Origin of the sequence: Candidatus Nitrosotenuis uzonensis (assembly GCF_000723185.1) — an archaeon.
GTDB classification, from domain to species: domain Archaea; phylum Thermoproteota; class Nitrososphaeria; order Nitrososphaerales; family Nitrosopumilaceae; genus Nitrosotenuis; species Nitrosotenuis uzonensis.
Genome location: NZ_CBTY010000001.1, coordinates 1 through 14,891, shown reverse-complemented (window position 1 = coordinate 14,891; position 14,891 = coordinate 1). Strand labels below are relative to the sequence as shown.

General features: G+C 41.6%; 18 protein-coding genes and 1 tRNA gene. 3 read left to right on the top strand and 16 right to left on the bottom strand.

The genetic code is table 11. From position 1 onward, the window contains the following. Both NITUZ_RS00095 and NITUZ_RS00090 read right to left on the bottom strand, forming a co-directional pair. Nucleotides 1-621 (bottom strand): hypothetical protein, encoded by a 621-nt coding sequence (locus tag NITUZ_RS00095; RefSeq protein ID WP_048193959.1) that lies wholly within the window; start codon nucleotides 619-621, stop codon nucleotides 1-3. A gap of 290 nt (nucleotides 622-911) precedes the next feature. Further along, a tRNA-Leu gene (locus tag NITUZ_RS00090) sits at nucleotides 912-1,009 on the bottom strand. Between the two features lie 125 nt (nucleotides 1,010-1,134). Here NITUZ_RS00090 and NITUZ_RS00085 point away from each other — a divergent pair. Next, entirely contained in the window at nucleotides 1,135-1,428 is a 294-nt protein-coding gene (locus tag NITUZ_RS00085) for a single stranded DNA-binding domain-containing protein (protein WP_155991140.1), read from the top strand. Here the strand turns inward: NITUZ_RS00085 and NITUZ_RS00080 are convergent. Next, the gene (locus NITUZ_RS00080; RefSeq protein ID WP_048193957.1) at nucleotides 1,425-2,024 is read right to left on the bottom strand and encodes a hypothetical protein; all 600 of its coding nucleotides are present in this window, start codon (nucleotides 2,022-2,024) and stop codon (nucleotides 1,425-1,427) included. The genes NITUZ_RS00085 and NITUZ_RS00080 overlap by 4 nt on opposite strands. Nucleotides 2,025-2,070: 46 nt before the next feature. Further along, complete coding sequence (locus tag NITUZ_RS00075) at nucleotides 2,071-2,859, bottom strand: coiled-coil domain-containing protein (protein ID WP_052370005.1); 789 nt, start codon at nucleotides 2,857-2,859, stop codon at nucleotides 2,071-2,073. A gap of 142 nt (nucleotides 2,860-3,001) precedes the next feature. Between NITUZ_RS00075 and NITUZ_RS00070 the strand changes: the two genes are divergently transcribed. After that, nucleotides 3,002-3,313: a hypothetical protein gene (locus NITUZ_RS00070; protein ID WP_048193955.1), complete on the top strand. Its 312-nt coding sequence runs from the start codon at nucleotides 3,002-3,004 to the stop codon at nucleotides 3,311-3,313. Here NITUZ_RS00070 and NITUZ_RS00065 read toward each other — a convergent pair. Continuing rightward, a complete protein-coding gene (locus tag NITUZ_RS00065) occupies nucleotides 3,296-3,895 on the bottom strand; it encodes a phosphatase PAP2 family protein (RefSeq protein ID WP_244443770.1) in 600 nt (199 codons plus the stop codon). The genes NITUZ_RS00070 and NITUZ_RS00065 overlap by 18 nt on opposite strands. Before the next feature lie 173 nt (nucleotides 3,896-4,068). On the opposite strand from NITUZ_RS00065, the gene NITUZ_RS00060 reads away from it, so the two are divergent. Then, on the top strand, nucleotides 4,069-5,277 hold the full coding sequence (locus NITUZ_RS00060; RefSeq protein WP_048193953.1) for a phosphoglycerate kinase: 1,209 nt from the start codon (nucleotides 4,069-4,071) through the stop codon (nucleotides 5,275-5,277). Here NITUZ_RS00060 and NITUZ_RS00055 read toward each other — a convergent pair. The 11 genes from NITUZ_RS00055 to NITUZ_RS00005 all read right to left on the bottom strand — a co-directional run. Next, entirely contained in the window at nucleotides 5,270-5,593 is a 324-nt protein-coding gene (locus NITUZ_RS00055) for a hypothetical protein (RefSeq protein ID WP_048193951.1), read from the bottom strand. The two genes, NITUZ_RS00060 and NITUZ_RS00055, sit on opposite strands and share 8 nt — an antisense overlap. Before the next feature lie 8 nt (nucleotides 5,594-5,601). Beyond that, nucleotides 5,602-6,042: a Fe-S cluster assembly sulfur transfer protein SufU gene (gene sufU / locus NITUZ_RS00050; protein WP_048193949.1), complete on the bottom strand. Its 441-nt coding sequence runs from the start codon at nucleotides 6,040-6,042 to the stop codon at nucleotides 5,602-5,604. Continuing rightward, entirely contained in the window at nucleotides 6,035-7,282 is a 1,248-nt protein-coding gene (locus tag NITUZ_RS00045) for a cysteine desulfurase (RefSeq protein WP_048193947.1), read from the bottom strand. The genes sufU and NITUZ_RS00045 overlap by 8 nt, the downstream gene beginning before the upstream one ends. Further along, nucleotides 7,283-7,591 carry a Rieske (2Fe-2S) protein gene (locus tag NITUZ_RS00040; protein WP_048194084.1) on the bottom strand — a complete coding sequence of 103 codons (309 nt, stop codon included), beginning with the start codon at nucleotides 7,589-7,591 and terminating at the stop codon, nucleotides 7,283-7,285. 5 nt (nucleotides 7,592-7,596) lie between these two features. Next, on the bottom strand, nucleotides 7,597-8,997 hold the full coding sequence (locus NITUZ_RS00035) for a SufB/SufD family protein (protein WP_048193945.1): 1,401 nt from the start codon (nucleotides 8,995-8,997) through the stop codon (nucleotides 7,597-7,599). A gap of 27 nt (nucleotides 8,998-9,024) precedes the next feature. Continuing rightward, nucleotides 9,025-10,425: a Fe-S cluster assembly protein SufB gene (gene sufB / locus NITUZ_RS00030; protein ID WP_048193942.1), complete on the bottom strand. Its 1,401-nt coding sequence runs from the start codon at nucleotides 10,423-10,425 to the stop codon at nucleotides 9,025-9,027. 82 nt (nucleotides 10,426-10,507) lie between these two features. Continuing rightward, on the bottom strand, nucleotides 10,508-11,308 hold the full coding sequence (locus NITUZ_RS00025) for a uroporphyrinogen-III synthase (RefSeq protein ID WP_048194081.1): 801 nt from the start codon (nucleotides 11,306-11,308) through the stop codon (nucleotides 10,508-10,510). After that, complete coding sequence (cobA, locus tag NITUZ_RS00020; protein WP_048193940.1) at nucleotides 11,305-12,048, bottom strand: uroporphyrinogen-III C-methyltransferase; 744 nt, start codon at nucleotides 12,046-12,048, stop codon at nucleotides 11,305-11,307. Before cobA ends, NITUZ_RS00025 begins: the two co-directional genes overlap by 4 nt. Further along, on the bottom strand, nucleotides 12,045-12,977 hold the full coding sequence (gene hemC / locus NITUZ_RS00015; protein WP_048194079.1) for a hydroxymethylbilane synthase: 933 nt from the start codon (nucleotides 12,975-12,977) through the stop codon (nucleotides 12,045-12,047). The genes cobA and hemC overlap by 4 nt, the downstream gene beginning before the upstream one ends. Beyond that, the gene (gene hemL, locus NITUZ_RS00010; protein WP_048193938.1) at nucleotides 12,977-14,260 is read right to left on the bottom strand and encodes a glutamate-1-semialdehyde 2,1-aminomutase; all 1,284 of its coding nucleotides are present in this window, start codon (nucleotides 14,258-14,260) and stop codon (nucleotides 12,977-12,979) included. Before hemL ends, hemC begins: the two co-directional genes overlap by 1 nt. A 54-nt stretch (nucleotides 14,261-14,314) precedes the next feature. After that, the coding region (locus tag NITUZ_RS00005; RefSeq protein ID WP_048193934.1) for a calcium-binding protein at nucleotides 14,315-14,891 on the bottom strand (577 nt) is incomplete at its 5' end.

The following is a 14,891-nucleotide window of genomic DNA, read 5'->3' as shown; positions in this document are numbered from 1 at the left end:
TCACATCTTCCAGAATTTTGGTTTGACAAAGCGTATCTTTTTTTCCGACACCAGAACGTTCCAGTTTATAGACGCAAAGACAATTAGCATTACTATACTGAGCAAATCTATAACCAATACGCCCACATATTTTTCCTCAAACATCTGCATAAATGGCGTAAGCACTGCTGAACTTATTGAGAGCATTACATAATATGCTATAAGGCGCCCTATCCAGTATCCGCAGTAGACCTGGACGCTCTTTACCTTCATGAGACCATATGTGATAAACAGCATGTTGTCTGGTAGTGGAGTAGTAGCGAATACGAAGGATGCAAGAAAATATCCGAGTTTTTTTGTTTGCAAGTAGTTCTGTATTTTATCAAGACTTGATTTTCTATCGCTGCTAAGAAACCTTCGAAAATATGATGTTGCTCGCAAGAGGGTAAACCGCCCCAGTGTGGCGCCGCTAGCACCTACTGCGGCAAGAACAAGCGGGTCAAGTCCAGGGTCTAGGGCATGGAATGATACCAAAACTATCCATGTAGGAGGCATCAGTATTGGAGCTGTGTTTAACACATACATGAAAAGAAACACCCCAAAATACCACAGATTTGCAAAAATGGCTAAAATGTCGCTCACGGATCAGGTTTTTGCGCCTCAAGTAAATTAGTTTGGGCAGCATCCGATAAATTCATCAATATTTTGATAGTAATATGTAATTTTTAGCTATTTTGATCGCATTATGCAAAAAAGTGGATGAAAGGTCCAATATCCTTAAATTTTAAGAATGTACTATATAACCATGAGTGCCAGAGCGTGGAAGTGTTATAGGTGTAACCTAATCTTCCGCGAGCAGTCCGTGGCAGATCTTCACAAGACACTTTCTAATCATCATGTTACCCGTGCAGATATAATCGAAGTCTAAAAAGTGCAGGGGGTGGGATTTGAACCCACGAACCCCTGAGGGAAGGGATTTCCTATTTGGATCTTGAGTCCCTCTCGGTTGACCGGGCTTCGATACCCCTGCAAGAGCAGTTTTCAATTCAGAGTATATAACTGCTATAGAGTTAATGCCGAGAGTTTGTCAGTTGAAAAGACAAATCCATCTTTAGAAATTAAAAACTTAATACTGGTTTGTGCCCGAGCAGATTTGTGGTAACCACAGAACAAGCAAAAAACATGCGAAACAGAATAGACATCGAAGGAACCATAGAAAGGATGGAAGAACCACGAACGGTTAATCTAAAGACTGGCGGAACTACCGAGGTCTGCAATGCATACCTTGTCGATGAAGTAGGCGAGATCAAGATAACCTTGTGGGGGGAAGACATCGCCAAAGTTAAGAACGGCTCGAAAGTAGCGTTCAAGAACGCATATACCAGTACATTCAAAAATGAAGTATCGCTTGCAAAAGGAAAATACGGCGAGCTAATCGTAAAAGATTAGACGTATTCAGAATTTTGTCTTTTTTTATAATCAAATACAGTAAGTATTACACCTGCACACACCACTATAATTCCAAGTATTAGCAGTATTCCTATTGCTGCAAGCGGAACAAGTGTTTTGTTCAGTGGCGAATCAGGGTCTGAGAATCGCTCATTCTCTCCAGGGTTTTTCGTGAACATCATGACAAATGTGATTGTTCTTGATCCTTTATTTTCAACATTAAAGTTGAGTGATTCGCTCTGAGTAATTTCCAAGGTTTCAAAAAATGCAGGCTGATCAGACTGAAACGTTCCGAATTTGTCTCCATAAATGTTTGTGATCGATACTTGCACTTTGTCCCCACTCTGATAATCGGTTATCTGCATACCCCAAAGAATATTTTTTGTATCGTGTGACGCGTCGAATTCAAACGACATGCTCTCGCCAGGTCGCAGTTGTGTGTTATCTGTAACTTGATCAAACATACCCTCAAGTAGAGATGGTATAGACACCTCACCGTCAAACCCGTCACTACCAAGTAATGATGCAGCTATTGCAAATGAGCCTATAATCATAAACAGCCCGGCCACAGATACAATAATTCCACGTTTATTCATCTAAAGTATACTCTTGCTTCCGCTTTATATTCAGAATGAAGTCCTTCTAGCGTCTTGATTTTGTTTTGGATCTGTTTTTTGCCTGTTTTTTGCCTGTTTTTTTGGCAGATGTTTTTCTTTTTGCTGCGGATTTCTTCTTTGTTAATGCCTTTTTCCTAGACCTCTTTATTGCGGCCCTTTTTGCTGCTGCTTTTCTTTTTTTAGCAAGGATCATCTCCAGTTTTTCAGTTACTTTGGTCAGGTTCTTGCTAACTGCAGTTTCCTTTTTTGCAGCAATTTCAAACTGTTTTTTTAGTTTTTCAGAGTCAGATTTGCTTTTCTTTATCAGGTTGATCAGCGATGGCTTTGTTTTTGTCTGTTTATGCAGTTGGTGAGATGTATGATCTTTTGATTTTTTAAAGCTCTCAATTAGCTTGACAAGCTTTTGTGCAGCAGATTCTCTTTGCTTGATTTCAGATTCTAGCTCGCCAATCTTCTCGGTAATCTGGGCAATTCTCTCAGAGGCGCTCTGTCTTGCCGCATCAGAATCTGCGTTTGCCATATCAATTTCTGCCTGCTCCTTTGATTGAGTTTCAAGTGCCAGCCTTTCCTGTGCTGCCTGAATCAATCTATCTATGCTTTCTTTTCTGGATAGAATTTGATTAAACTCTGCGTTAATCTCACCTAATTTCTCTTTAGAATCCTCAATGCGCCTTTCAAGCGAAGAGAGACCAGATGAGGAACGGCGTCCGAGTGACATGGCGGCCTTTAGCTTGTTTTCTGTCTGTCGCCTAAGCTTTGCCGCCTGTTGCTTTTCATGTTTTAGCTTTTCAGCTAATTTAGCTAATGACGCCACGTTTGAACTCGCATATGATTATCGATAAGTGTTAACTATAATCAGTATTTGACTTGTGAGTTAAGAATTTTAACACATAACTAGGCATTGTGAAACAGATCTGATCGTCATTAGTTAAATTAAACTCCTACGAGTTTGCAGTATGGAGTTTCACCCATCACAAATCCCGATCGTAAAAACATTCACAGTAAAGGACGAAAAAGCCGCTTCCGAGTCGGCTGCCCAGATGACTGAGATCGGATTTGAGAACCAGAAGGGAGGGTTCAAAGTTCTGATGCCAAAACAGGAAAAACTTGCAAAACGGATAGGATTCACAATAACGTCTGAGCTGAACTTTAGACTAAGAAAGCTAAGACAGGAACGCAATCTTAGATATTGGACATACCATCACGATGATGAAAATTATGCCATTGTTCTTATCAGCGCCAATGTTTTCTCAGAGCTCGGGCTCTGATTTTTTGAATATATCATAGAGCCTTAATTTTTTGCCTATCACACCTGCAATCAGGATTCCAAACACCGTGCCACCAAGAACGTCCATCGGATAATGCTGTAGGACGTATACCCTGCTGATTGACTCCAGTACCGGAAATATCCATATCAGATAGCACCACTTTGGAAACCTTTGTGAGAGAGCAAATCCTAGGATAAGCGCAATTATTGCAGCTCTTGCAGCATGTCCTGAAGGAAATGACCCGTCAGTCCCTAGCACGAATGTATCTCTGCCGATATCCCCCGGCAGTGTCGAGCCCATAAATTCCAGATTTGGCCTAGGATTGTCTACAACATATCCTTTGAGGTAGCCAGCCCCTATCGTGCCTGCTACAAGTGAGAGAAGTAGTATCAGGCCGGTGCGCCTAGTTCTTCTTATGACAAAGATCACAATGCTGAACAGAACAAGCCACATTACATCGCCTATCTCCGTAATCATCCACATTGCCATGTCCAATGCGTAATTGCCAGCAGATGATTGGAAGTGTATCATAGCGGATTTATCAAACTCAGAAGTTATTTTTTGATCCACCAAAATTGACATGACTACAAATGCGGTAACCAGTACAAAAAAAGGTCTAGATCGGATGCCGAATAACCAATTTTGCAAACACAGACAACCCAGAACTGCTCTTTTTAATTTTTCCTTAGATGTGCAGATTCTTCCGAATTCTGATCGGCTCAAAGATTTTAAGATGGCAATAAAAGACTCAGGTTGTGGATATTCTTACACTGGCTGACTTTGACTTGAAAGGAAAGACAGTGCTTTTGAGAGTTGATATGAATTGTCCAATAGATCCAAAAACGGGAGAGATATCAGGTACAAAAAGAATTGAAGAAACAATAGAGACGATTAACGCTCTGAAGGACTCAAAAGTTGTAGTGGCCTCGCATCAAGGAAGAGTCGGAAACAAGGACTATATTGGAATGGAACAGCATGCAAAAATTCTAGAAAAGCTTCTTGGGAAAAAAATTATTTATGTTGAAGATGTGATGGGCTCACTTGCCCAGTCAGAGATCAAGAAAATGAAGAACGGTGATATTTTGCTACTAGACAATCTAAGATTTTGCGCGGAGGAGAATTACGAGTTCACGCCAGATGATGCTGCAAGTACAATAATGGTAAAGCGTCTTGGGCATTTATTTGATCTGTGTGTTCTTGATTGTTTTCCAAGCGCTCATCGTTCTCATCCTTCCTTGGTAGGATTTGCCAACATCATCCCTGCCTGCGCAGGAAAGGTTGTAGAACGTGAAGTACGCAAGCTGGAGGAGATCCTAACTGTAGCCAAAGCCCCCCATGTCGTGGTGTTAGGAGGTTCCAAGGTGGCAGATAGACTGGAGGCAATCAAGATGCTCATCAAGCGTGGACGGGCGGACCAGATACTGCTTACGGGTCTGATTGGCAATGTGTTTATGCGCGCGCAGGCCAGAATCAAGTATCCTTTAGGTATCAAAGGTGAGGATGATGCAGTATCCAAGGCTCACGCTCTTTTGGGAGAATATCCCGATGTGTTCAACACACCAGTGGATGTAGCAATAAACAAAGATGGGCAGAGAACTGAGCTTGACGTAAGACTGCTTAACAAAGGCGACCAGATTTATGACATAGGACAGAAGACAATTGAACACTATTCCAGAATAATAGCAAGCGCAGGAACAGTCTTTATCAGCGGCCCGCCCGGATTCTTTGAGATGGAAAATTTTAGCATTGGGACAAAAAGCCTTCTCGAATCGGTTGCTAATTCCATGGCTACGACCATTGTAAGCGGTGGTCATCTTACATCAGCACTCAAAAAGTATGGTCTTGTGGAAAAGATAACTCACATCAGCACTGCAGGCGGGGCGCTTGTTTTGTACCTGACAGGTGAGAAGCTCCCGATGATTCAGATGCTAGAGAAGGCAGCTATGCGGACCAGAGTCAAATAGGTTTTTGGCAATAAAGACAGTTAGACTCTTCCGATTTTGAAAGAAAATTCTGCATGCCGCACGATGAGCATTTTTTCTCTTCCAATGGCTCGAATAATTTGAACCACTGAGTGGTAAAATTTTGCGCTATGTTTCTCATCATACCAGAGCTGCATAGATTCTCAAAGTGTGGCTCCATGTCATCTATGATCAATGATTTGTCAACCAAGTTGTTTTGTTGTAGTACGGCAAACACTTCATCGTTTGTAAAGCGCGTATCAGGGTCGTTGTACTTTTCAAAAATTATTTTACGTATTTGATTGGAGAGATCCGACATACTGATTCCTAATATAGTGAAGATGCTTCTTGTTTTAGCACATCTGCGTCCCCCGACTTTAAATGCTTTGCAAGATAAGTGTAAAGACCATATTTGAACACTTTCAAAGATAGCAATGCGCATTTTATTCTAACTGCCTGAAGATTTTCCAGTCCAAGCTCGCTCAGAACATCGTTTTTCTGGATTTTCTTTGCCTCCTCTATTGTCTTGCCCTTGACTATCTCAGTTAAAACCGAGGAGCAGGCCATACATATAGCGCATCCCCTACCATGAAATTTGATATCAGATATTTTATCATCAGAGACATTTATGTAAATGTCTATGCTGTCCCCGCATAGTGGATTGCTGTCGTGGTACATAACATCAGCATTTTCTATTTTCCCAAAATTACTTGGGTTCCTAGAATAATCGACTATCATTTCATGGTAAATGTCTGCATTGTTACTCAAGCTTAAACAACCTCGCTGCCCTATGCAGTGATCTTACCAGAGCGTCAACTTCCTCTTTGGTATTGTAAATGTAAAAGCTTGCCCTTGAAGTAGCTGCAACATCAAGTCGTTCCATAAGAACTTGTGCGCAATGATGTCCAGATCTTATGGCAATCCCATCTTCATCTATTATGGTAGCCAAGTCGTGTGGATGTATGTCTCCGAGGTTAAATGAGATCACGCCCCCTCTTTTTGTGATATCGGATGTACCGTACAACTTCATACCCTTTACTTGAGATAGTTTTTCTAGCGCGTATTTTGTTATTTCAATTTCATGTTGCCTAACAAAATCCATCCCAAGTTTGTTAAGATAATCAATTGCGGCCGCAAATCCTATCACATCTGCAATATTTGGTGTTCCCGCCTCGAATTTATACGGAAGATCGTTCCATGTTGTTTCGTATTTGTGAACTTCACGTATCATGTCTCCTCCACCATGAAAGGGAGCCATATTTTCAAGCAGTTCCTTTCTTGCCCACAGTACACCCACTCCGGTGGGGCCAAGCATCTTGTGAGCAGAGAATGCAAAAAAGTCGCAACCTAGTTTGTCAACATCAACTTTCATGTGAGGTACAGATTGAGCTCCGTCCACCAGGACTCTCACCCCGGCCTTTTTGCACCTACGTATTATCTCTTCAGTGTCCGTAATTGTTCCAAGCACATTTGACATTTGGCTCACAGTCACTAGTCTTACTCTGCCGGATTCAAGATAGGAGTCAAGCTGATCCAGTATCAGCTCTCCGTTGTCATCAACACCGATATATTGTAGCTTTGCCTTCTTTTCCTGTGTCAAGAGCTGCCAAGGCACAATGTTGCTGTGGTGTTCATATTCAGTTGTAACTATAATGTCATTTTGCGATACATTCTGGCGCCCCCAAGCGTATGCCACCAAGTTGATTGCCTCGGTGGTGCCGCGAACAAAAACTATTTCCTGCCTGTCCTTTATGTTCAAAAACTGCGCAATCTTGTCCCTTGTTACCTCATAAGCTTCCGTTGCCTCTTCTGCCAAGGCATGCACGGCACGGTGTATGTTTGAGTTATGATTGGTATAGTAATCAGATATAGCATTGATTACCTGTATAGGCTTTTGTGTAGTTGCAGCGTTATCAAGATATACAAGCTGTTTGTCGTTTCTTACCTTTCTTTGCAGAATTGGAAAGTCTTTGCGAATATTTTCAATTGAGAGTGCTGTTTGCATCATTCATACCTCAACGTAGATCTCGTTTTGATCTATTTTAACATTGTATATTTTCAGTGGTCTTTCTGCCGGAGGATTTTGCGGTATGCCATTTTCCAAATTGAAAACAGAAAGATGTAATGGGCATCTTACTCCCTCGCTGCTCAGAAATCCGGTAGAAAGATCAGCTTCTTCATGTGTACATATTCTATCACTAGCAAATATTTTTCCACCCAAATTAGTTATCAGCAATCTCTTGTCTTCAAAGTCAAAGCTATACATTTCATTTTTCCCAACTTGGCCCATTGTACATGCCCTTATCCACCTAGCCATTCCGTTCACCGGTATTTGTAGTGGGTCTCTAGCTGATCAGCTTCTTTGTATCTTACTTCCTCGACTTCTACTATTGCCCTTAGATTCTCATCAGATTTTATTACAAGGTCTCGTCCGCTCCACTTGGCATCAATAAGATATGCTATCCATGCTCTTACCTGATAAGACATCGAACGTGACATAGGTTCCAAAAATCCTTCAACTATGATTCGTTCCGCTTCCTGTCTGTCAAGACAACGGCATCCAAGATAGAAGATTTGTTCCTCATCAACCTGCGCCACGGATGCGGAATGGGTTGCCTTGACATCATTTGTGAGTATCTCAAGCCCAGGTATGGCATCTGATTTGGCATCTTTGTCAAGTAATATGGAACGCCCGGAAAGAAATGATTTTGATTGGGATGCTCCTTCTAAAATCCTTATCATGCCCTTGAAAAGCGAGCGTGACTTGTTTTTGAGCACAGCTCTCTGAACGACTTTCCCTTCTGTAGAAGGCTTTTGATGAATTAGGTTAGCAGCAAGATCAAAGGATTGCTCGTTGTGTCCAAATACAATTTCTGCATCATCAGCTGATGCCCCAGTGCCATTCAGATAATAGTTTGTTCTATATCGCGATAGCATAGAGCCAAACAGTCCAAGATACCAGCTTATTTTTGCATCCTGTTGTACGTTACAGTATCTTGTAGAAAAGCTAACTGAAGACTGATCAAGCGCTTCAAATGTTGTTATGTTCAGATTGCTATTAGGTTGCAGATCTGCAGTAAGCAGTTCCATATAGGCCTGCTGTTTTGATCCTTTTGGTGAGTAAAGCTCTTGTACTAGACTTGCTTTGCTTCCCTGCTCTGCCAGGATTATGTTCCTTGAGATTGTAGATGTTCCGTCGGGGGACAGCGATGATACAATGTGTATCGGTTTTTCCAATACAAGATTTTTTGGAATTTTTATGAACATTCCAGAATTGAATGCAGCGTGATTTAGCGCGGTGTATTTGTCTTCCTTTGGATCACTTGACTCCAGAATTTTTCTTATCAGATCCCCGTCATTTCGTATTGCGTCATAAATTGAAGATATGATCAAACCCTTTGATTTTAACTCATCAGGTATGTTAATGCCAAATATCCCAGTTCCAGATTGGATGATATGTATTTCGTTTTTCAGTTCTTCTAATCTTGGTTTTAACTTGTCAAATATTGCACCATCAGATGAGATTGCAAGAGATACCTGCGAAGGATCCATCCTTTTTGCGTCAGTGTATTTGTTGTATAGTGGAGAGACTTCTGGTGGGAGTTCCTGATAAATTGAGAGTGATTTCTTCCTGAACTGTTTTAGCCATTCCGGCTCATTTTTTGAGGCTGAGATCTCGTCTACGTGACTTGATGTTATTGTGGACAGGGCAAGAGTTTGCATTTTACCAACGAAAAGTGTGAAGGATTGCTATCCTACAGAGTCGTCCATTTCAAGCTTTATGAGTCTGTTTAGTTCTACGGCATATTCCATTGGGAGCTCTTTTGTAAATGGCTCCATGAATCCGTTTACAATCAGTGTGAGAGCTTCTTCTTCTGAGAATCCTCTAGTCATAAGGTAGAAGATTTGTTCGTCGCCGATTTTCCCCACTGTTGCCTCATGTGTCACAGTAGCATCTTCCTGATTAATTTCCATATACGGGTAAGTGTCTGTCTTCGAAGTATCATCTAAGAGAAGAGCATCACATCGAACTGATGCCTTAACGTTTGTGGCACCTTTTCCCACATGAAGTAACCCTCGGTAGGTAGTTCTTCCATTTAGTCTGCTTACAGATTTTGACGTTATTCTGGATGTTGTGTCAGGCGCCAGATGTACCATTTTTGCTCCAGTGTCTTGATGTTGATTTTTTCCTGCAAACGCAATTGAGAGTGTTTCACCGTGTGCTTTTGGCTCAAGCAAGTATATTCCAGGGTACTTCATGGTAATTTTGCTTCCTATATTGCCGTCAATCCACTCGACTTTTGCTCCTTGGTATGCATATGCACGTTTTGTGACAAGGTTGTATACATCGCTACTCCAGTTTTGAATTGTGGTGTATCGTAGCTTTGCATCCTTGTGTGCCACTAGTTCTACTACAGCAGAGTGCAACGATTCTGAAGAATAGACAGGGGCCGTGCAACCTTCAATGTAATGGACTTCAGAGCCTTCATCTGCAATTATAAGGGTTCTTTCGAACTGTCCGATATTTTCTGCGTTGATTCTAAAGTATGCCTGAAGTGGCATGTCTACTTTGACCCCTGGAGGTATGTATATGAAGGATCCACCGCTCCAGACGGCACTGTTCAGGGCCGCAAATTTGTTGTCTTCCGGCGGAATTATCTTGCCAAAATATTTTTTGAATATCTCAGGATGCTCTTTGAGTGCAGTGTCAGTATCAAGGAATATGACGCCTTTTTTTGCAAGATCCTCTCTTAGGTTGTGGTATACTACTTCTGATTCATACTGTGCTCCTACACCTGCCAAGAACTTTTTTTCGGCCTCCGGTATGCCAAGCTTGTCGAATGTTTTCTTTACATCCGCCGGAACGTCATCCCAGCTTTTCTCGGTCTTTTCTGAGGCCTTTGCATAATAATAGATGTTTTGAAAATCAATAGCACCTAGATCAGGACCCCAATTCGGCATTGGTTTTTTCATAAATACTTCAAAAGATCTCAGTCTAAAATCAAGCATCCATTGCGGTTCATTTTTCAGTTTGCTTATTTCCATTACAACTTCTTTTGAGAGTCCTTTTTTGCTAAGATGAACATACATCTCAGTCGAATCTTTAAAATCATATTTTGAATAATCCATCTCAAGATTTTCTGCAGTCATGAGAGTTCAAAGTCCGTTATCTTATAAATAGATTATACACTGTTTACTAGCTGTTTTACGGAGTAGGTAGAGCTAATGTAGCTTAAGCTAATGAAAAAATATTTTTCATTGCATCAAATGCGCCGGAGACAGTATGTACATCAGCAACCGTAGTGTTAACGTTGAATTTTTTCAGCTCTTCAGCTGTGAATGGACCGATTGATACGATCTTGACCTTTTGCAATTGCTTTAGAAGATCAGACTCGCTTCTGTCTTGCAGCATGATTTCAAAAAATCCTCGTACAGATGAAGCACTCGTGAAAACAATTCCGTCCACTTTGTTATTTGTGAGTTTTTCTTTAAATGCACCCCATTGTGCAGTGTCTGAAAAAGATTTCACATCGTAAAGATAGTTCTCTTTTACTTCTAGTCCAATTTTGTGTAGGAGATTTGCCAGAAATTCAGTTGATGCGCCACTTCTAGGCACTATCACTTTTTTTCCTACCGCGTTTAGTCTTGTGAACAACTCTCCGACTCCAACAGATGAGTATCTTTCCGGCACATAAGCAACCCGTATTCCCTCTGTTTCGAGCGCAAGTTTTGTTTTTGGCCCTACTGCTATCACTATTGTATTGGCAATGGTAAGTTGAAGCTCGTGTTGTTTTGAATTCTTTCTTGCCACGTCAAATAACAGTTTTACTGCCTTGGAGCTCATAAAGACGGAATAATCAGGCTCGAATTGAGTCACATCTGCAATGAATTGGTTCACTATTTCGTCCCCTTTGCTCACGAGCTCAATTGTCGGAAGCGATATCGGAATCGCATGCTCCCTTACTGCAAGCTCAGAAAATTCCTCTGAATCCTGCTCTGAGCGAGTTATCGCGATAGTTTTGCCAGATATCATTTTCTCCATCCCACTGTTTTGTGGAGTTTTACTACGTTTCCTATTATAATTATTGAGGGCGGCGTTATCTTGTTTTGTTTGATCTTTTGCTCTATATTGGACAGTGTACCGATCAACAGTTTGTGTTTTTCTGTAGTTCCATGCTGTATTACTGCCACAGGAGTGTTTTTAGGTAGGCCGCCGGCAACAAGTTGTTTTGATATGGATCCTATTCGCGAGAGCCCCATCATTATCACTATTGTCTCCACAGACTTTGCCAGTTTCTTCCAGTTTACAGGATCTTTTGTCTTCATAGGATCCTCATGGCCCGTTACAAATGCAACAGATGATGAATATTTTCTGTGAGTTAGAGGAATTCCAGAATATACCGCGGAGCCTATTCCCGATGTTATTCCAGGTATGATTTCAAACTTTATTTTATGTTTTAGCAAAAATTCGGCTTCCTCACCACCTCTTCCAAATATGAACGGGTCTCCCCCCTTTAGTCGCACTATGGAGTTGTGCTTTCTTGCAAGGCTCACCATCATTTGGTTGGTAGAGTCCTGATGTTTGTAATCGTCGCCGACTTCTCGTCCAACATAGATTCTTTTTGTCTTTTTTGGAATCATTTCTATTATTTTCTCACTCACAAGTCGGTCATAGAGAACAACGTCTGCTTTTTTTATCAGATCCACTGCACGGAGGGTGATCAGTTTAGGATCCCCCGGTCCTGCACCAACCAAGTATACAGTTCCGCTCATTTGTTCCACTCCTCAAGTTTTTTTCTCCAGTTTGCAGCAAGTTTGGCGATTCCTTTTGCTCTCAGCTCGTCCGCTGCTTGTTTACCTACTTGGTGCGGATCCAAAGCAGAGCCACTTTTTTTCACCGTTATTGACTCTTTTCCATCTATGGAGTAAGCCACCACATTCAGCTCCACCATACTGCCCTCAACCTTTCCGTATGCCCCTATCGGAAATCTGCAGCCAGAGTCCACAAACTCGGATAATGTTCTTTCCGCTTCTATTGCAGTTCTTGTGTTTTGATCTTCGATTGTTTTTAGCATAACTTGTGTGCTTGTATCATCAGACCTGCAAACTATACCTATCGCTCCCTGACCAGGCGATGGAGGAAATTCGTTGATTGGAAGATCATAATGTCTTACATCAATTCCTATCCTGTTGATGCCTGCCTGAGCTAGCACTATGCCGTCATACTGTCCGCTCTCAACCTTTTTTATCCTAGTTTCAATGTTACCTCTAATCGATTTAACCTTGATATCACTTCTTATGCGCGATATCTGTACTGCTCTCCTAAGACTGCTTGTACCGATAACAGAGTTAGATGGCACCTCACGCAGTGACACGCCATCTTTTGTGATAAGAACATCATTTACTGCTTCACGTATTGGTACGCAACCAAGCACGAGATTATCCATCAGGACTGACGGTATATCCTTAAGACTGTGTACTGCAAAATCTATTTGACCATCAGAAACAGCTTTGTCAATTTCTTTTTCAAATATCCCTTTTTGATCTATCGTAAATAACGGTCTTGCGTCAGTATCCCCTTTTGTTTTTATTGTCTTGATTTCAAACTGGCAGTCTGGATTTTTCTTTTTGAGTTCTTCTATAACCCAGTTTGTTTGTGCCAAAGAGAGTTGACTACCTCTTGTTCCAAGCACTAGATTCATCATCGCACCATCCTCAATGCCTGATCGTAGGCTGCAATTGTCTTTAATACATCCGCTTCACAGTGAGATGAGGAGAGAAATGCAGTCTCAAATTGAGAGGGCGGAATGAATATTCCTTTTTTCAACAGATAGTGAAAAAACGCATGAAATTTCTTTGTGTCTGATTTCTTTGACGATACATAATCAAACACAGGAGAAGATGTAAAAAATATCTGAAACATTGATTCTATAGAGTTTATCTGGTGTGCTATTTTCAAATCATCAGCAATGTCACCTATTGCGTTTACGATCTCCTGCGTGTATTTTGCAAGTCTAGGATATAGTTTTGATTTTGATTTAATGAGTGTCTTTATCGTAGATATAGCCGCGGCCACAGAAACCGGATTACCCGCAAAAGTGCTGGCAGCGTAAACCTTACCATTTGGCGCAAGTTGATCCATTATGTCATTTCTTCCACCTAGTGCAGATATTACAAATCCGTTTCCAAGTGCCTTGCCGAGAGTAGTGATATCAGGTTTTATCCCATAGTATTGCTGCGCTCCTCCTATTGACATTCTAAATCCAGTTATTGTCTCATCAAAGATCAATGGCACGTCATGTTGTTTTGTGATTTTTCTCATCCGTGCAAGGTAGTTTTTTTCCGGAAGTATTAGACCCATGTTGCCAAGAACAGGCTCCACTATGACACCTGCAATGTCATTGTTTTTTGATATGACGCTCTCAAGCTGCTCTATGTTGTTATATTGTACTACTATAGTATGCCTTGCAAAGTCATTAAGCACTCCGTCGGAAATGGATATACTATTGTGGGCAGAACCCGCATGTACCAACATCGATTCATGCGCCCCATGATAGCATCCTTCAAATTTGATTATCTTTTTTCGTTTCGTTATTCCTCTGGCAAGACGTATTGCAGTCATCGTTGCCTCAGAACCGCTGTTCATTAGCCGCACCTTCTTCATGGTTGGGTAAAGTTTTGATATCAGACGCGCTAGATCAACTTCTTGTTCTATAGGTGCGCCATACAATGTACCATAAGCAAGCCGTTTTTTGACAGCATGTATCACATTCTTGTTTGCATGACCCAGCAGGAGTGCGCCATACCCGTTGCAATAATCCACGTATTTGTTGCCATCAACATCCCAAATTGAGCTTCCATGCGCCTTCTTAACAAAGAATGGGTACGGTGCATAGTATCTGACTGGACTGTTGACTCCTGATGGAATCACCTTCCTTGCACTGTCAAATAGCGACTTGGAATTTGGCAATAACTTGCGCTGCATTTTGGGATTATTATTCCTGACGCGTGAGTTTTAGATTGCCTGCGTTTGTATCAGTCAGGATTCACATTTGACTACTATGTCATTATCGTTTTCTGTCATGATGCATCTGTCGTAATCATCTCCACCATCGATTATGTCATTGCCAAGGCCACCAATCAGCATATCATCTCCTGATTGTCCCTTTATGATATCTGCACCATCGCCGCCGTGGACATAATCGTTTCCTTCGTCTCCATACACTACGTCTTCGCCATCCCCTGCAAGTATGCAATCATTTCCTTTATCGCCATAGATGATATCATCACCACCAAGGCCGATTATCAGATCTGCAAGTGTGGTTCCGAATAGGACGTCATCGTCCTCGCTACCAATTATCTTGTTGTATGCCGACTCTGGCTTTCCGCATGCCTCCACGGTCACAATCTGTGTTTGAGTCATCGAGTTGCCAAGCATATCCACTGCAGTCCATGTGATCGTTGTCTTCCCAATTGGGAATGTCTCTGGAGCGTCGTTTGTGATTTTTGGCAGACTATCCGTTAGATCGCTTGCAGTGGCACTTCCGATTTCAACAGGAGTGAATAGAGATACTGCATTAACTATTATGTTATCTGGAATTACAAGCTTTGGAGCC

What these genes read in the sequence shown, in the direction of transcription:
- NITUZ_RS00080 (WP_048193957.1), bottom strand. Translation starts at nt 2,024, where the DNA reads ATGAATAAACGTGGAATTATTGTATCTGTGGCCGGGCTGTTTATGATT.
- NITUZ_RS00070 (WP_048193955.1), top strand. Translation starts at nt 3,002, where the DNA reads ATGGAGTTTCACCCATCACAAATCCCGATCGTAAAAACATTCACAGTA.
- NITUZ_RS00065 (WP_244443770.1), bottom strand. Translation starts at nt 3,895, where the DNA reads ATGTCAATTTTGGTGGATCAAAAAATAACTTCTGAGTTTGATAAATCC.
- NITUZ_RS00055 (WP_048193951.1), bottom strand. Translation starts at nt 5,593, where the DNA reads ATGTCGGATCTCTCCAATCAAATACGTAAAATAATTTTTGAAAAGTAC.
- NITUZ_RS00045 (WP_048193947.1), bottom strand. Translation starts at nt 7,282, where the DNA reads ATGATGCAAACAGCACTCTCAATTGAAAATATTCGCAAAGACTTTCCA.
- NITUZ_RS00040 (WP_048194084.1), bottom strand. Translation starts at nt 7,591, where the DNA reads ATGGCTAGGTGGATAAGGGCATGTACAATGGGCCAAGTTGGGAAAAAT.
- NITUZ_RS00035 (WP_048193945.1), bottom strand. Translation starts at nt 8,997, where the DNA reads ATGCAAACTCTTGCCCTGTCCACAATAACATCAAGTCACGTAGACGAG.
- sufB (WP_048193942.1), bottom strand. Translation starts at nt 10,425, where the DNA reads ATGACTGCAGAAAATCTTGAGATGGATTATTCAAAATATGATTTTAAA.
- NITUZ_RS00025 (WP_048194081.1), bottom strand. Translation starts at nt 11,308, where the DNA reads ATGATATCTGGCAAAACTATCGCGATAACTCGCTCAGAGCAGGATTCA.
- cobA (WP_048193940.1), bottom strand. Translation starts at nt 12,048, where the DNA reads ATGAGCGGAACTGTATACTTGGTTGGTGCAGGACCGGGGGATCCTAAA.
- hemC (WP_048194079.1), bottom strand. Translation starts at nt 12,977, where the DNA reads ATGAATCTAGTGCTTGGAACAAGAGGTAGTCAACTCTCTTTGGCACAA.
- hemL (WP_048193938.1), bottom strand. Translation starts at nt 14,260, where the DNA reads ATGCAGCGCAAGTTATTGCCAAATTCCAAGTCGCTATTTGACAGTGCA.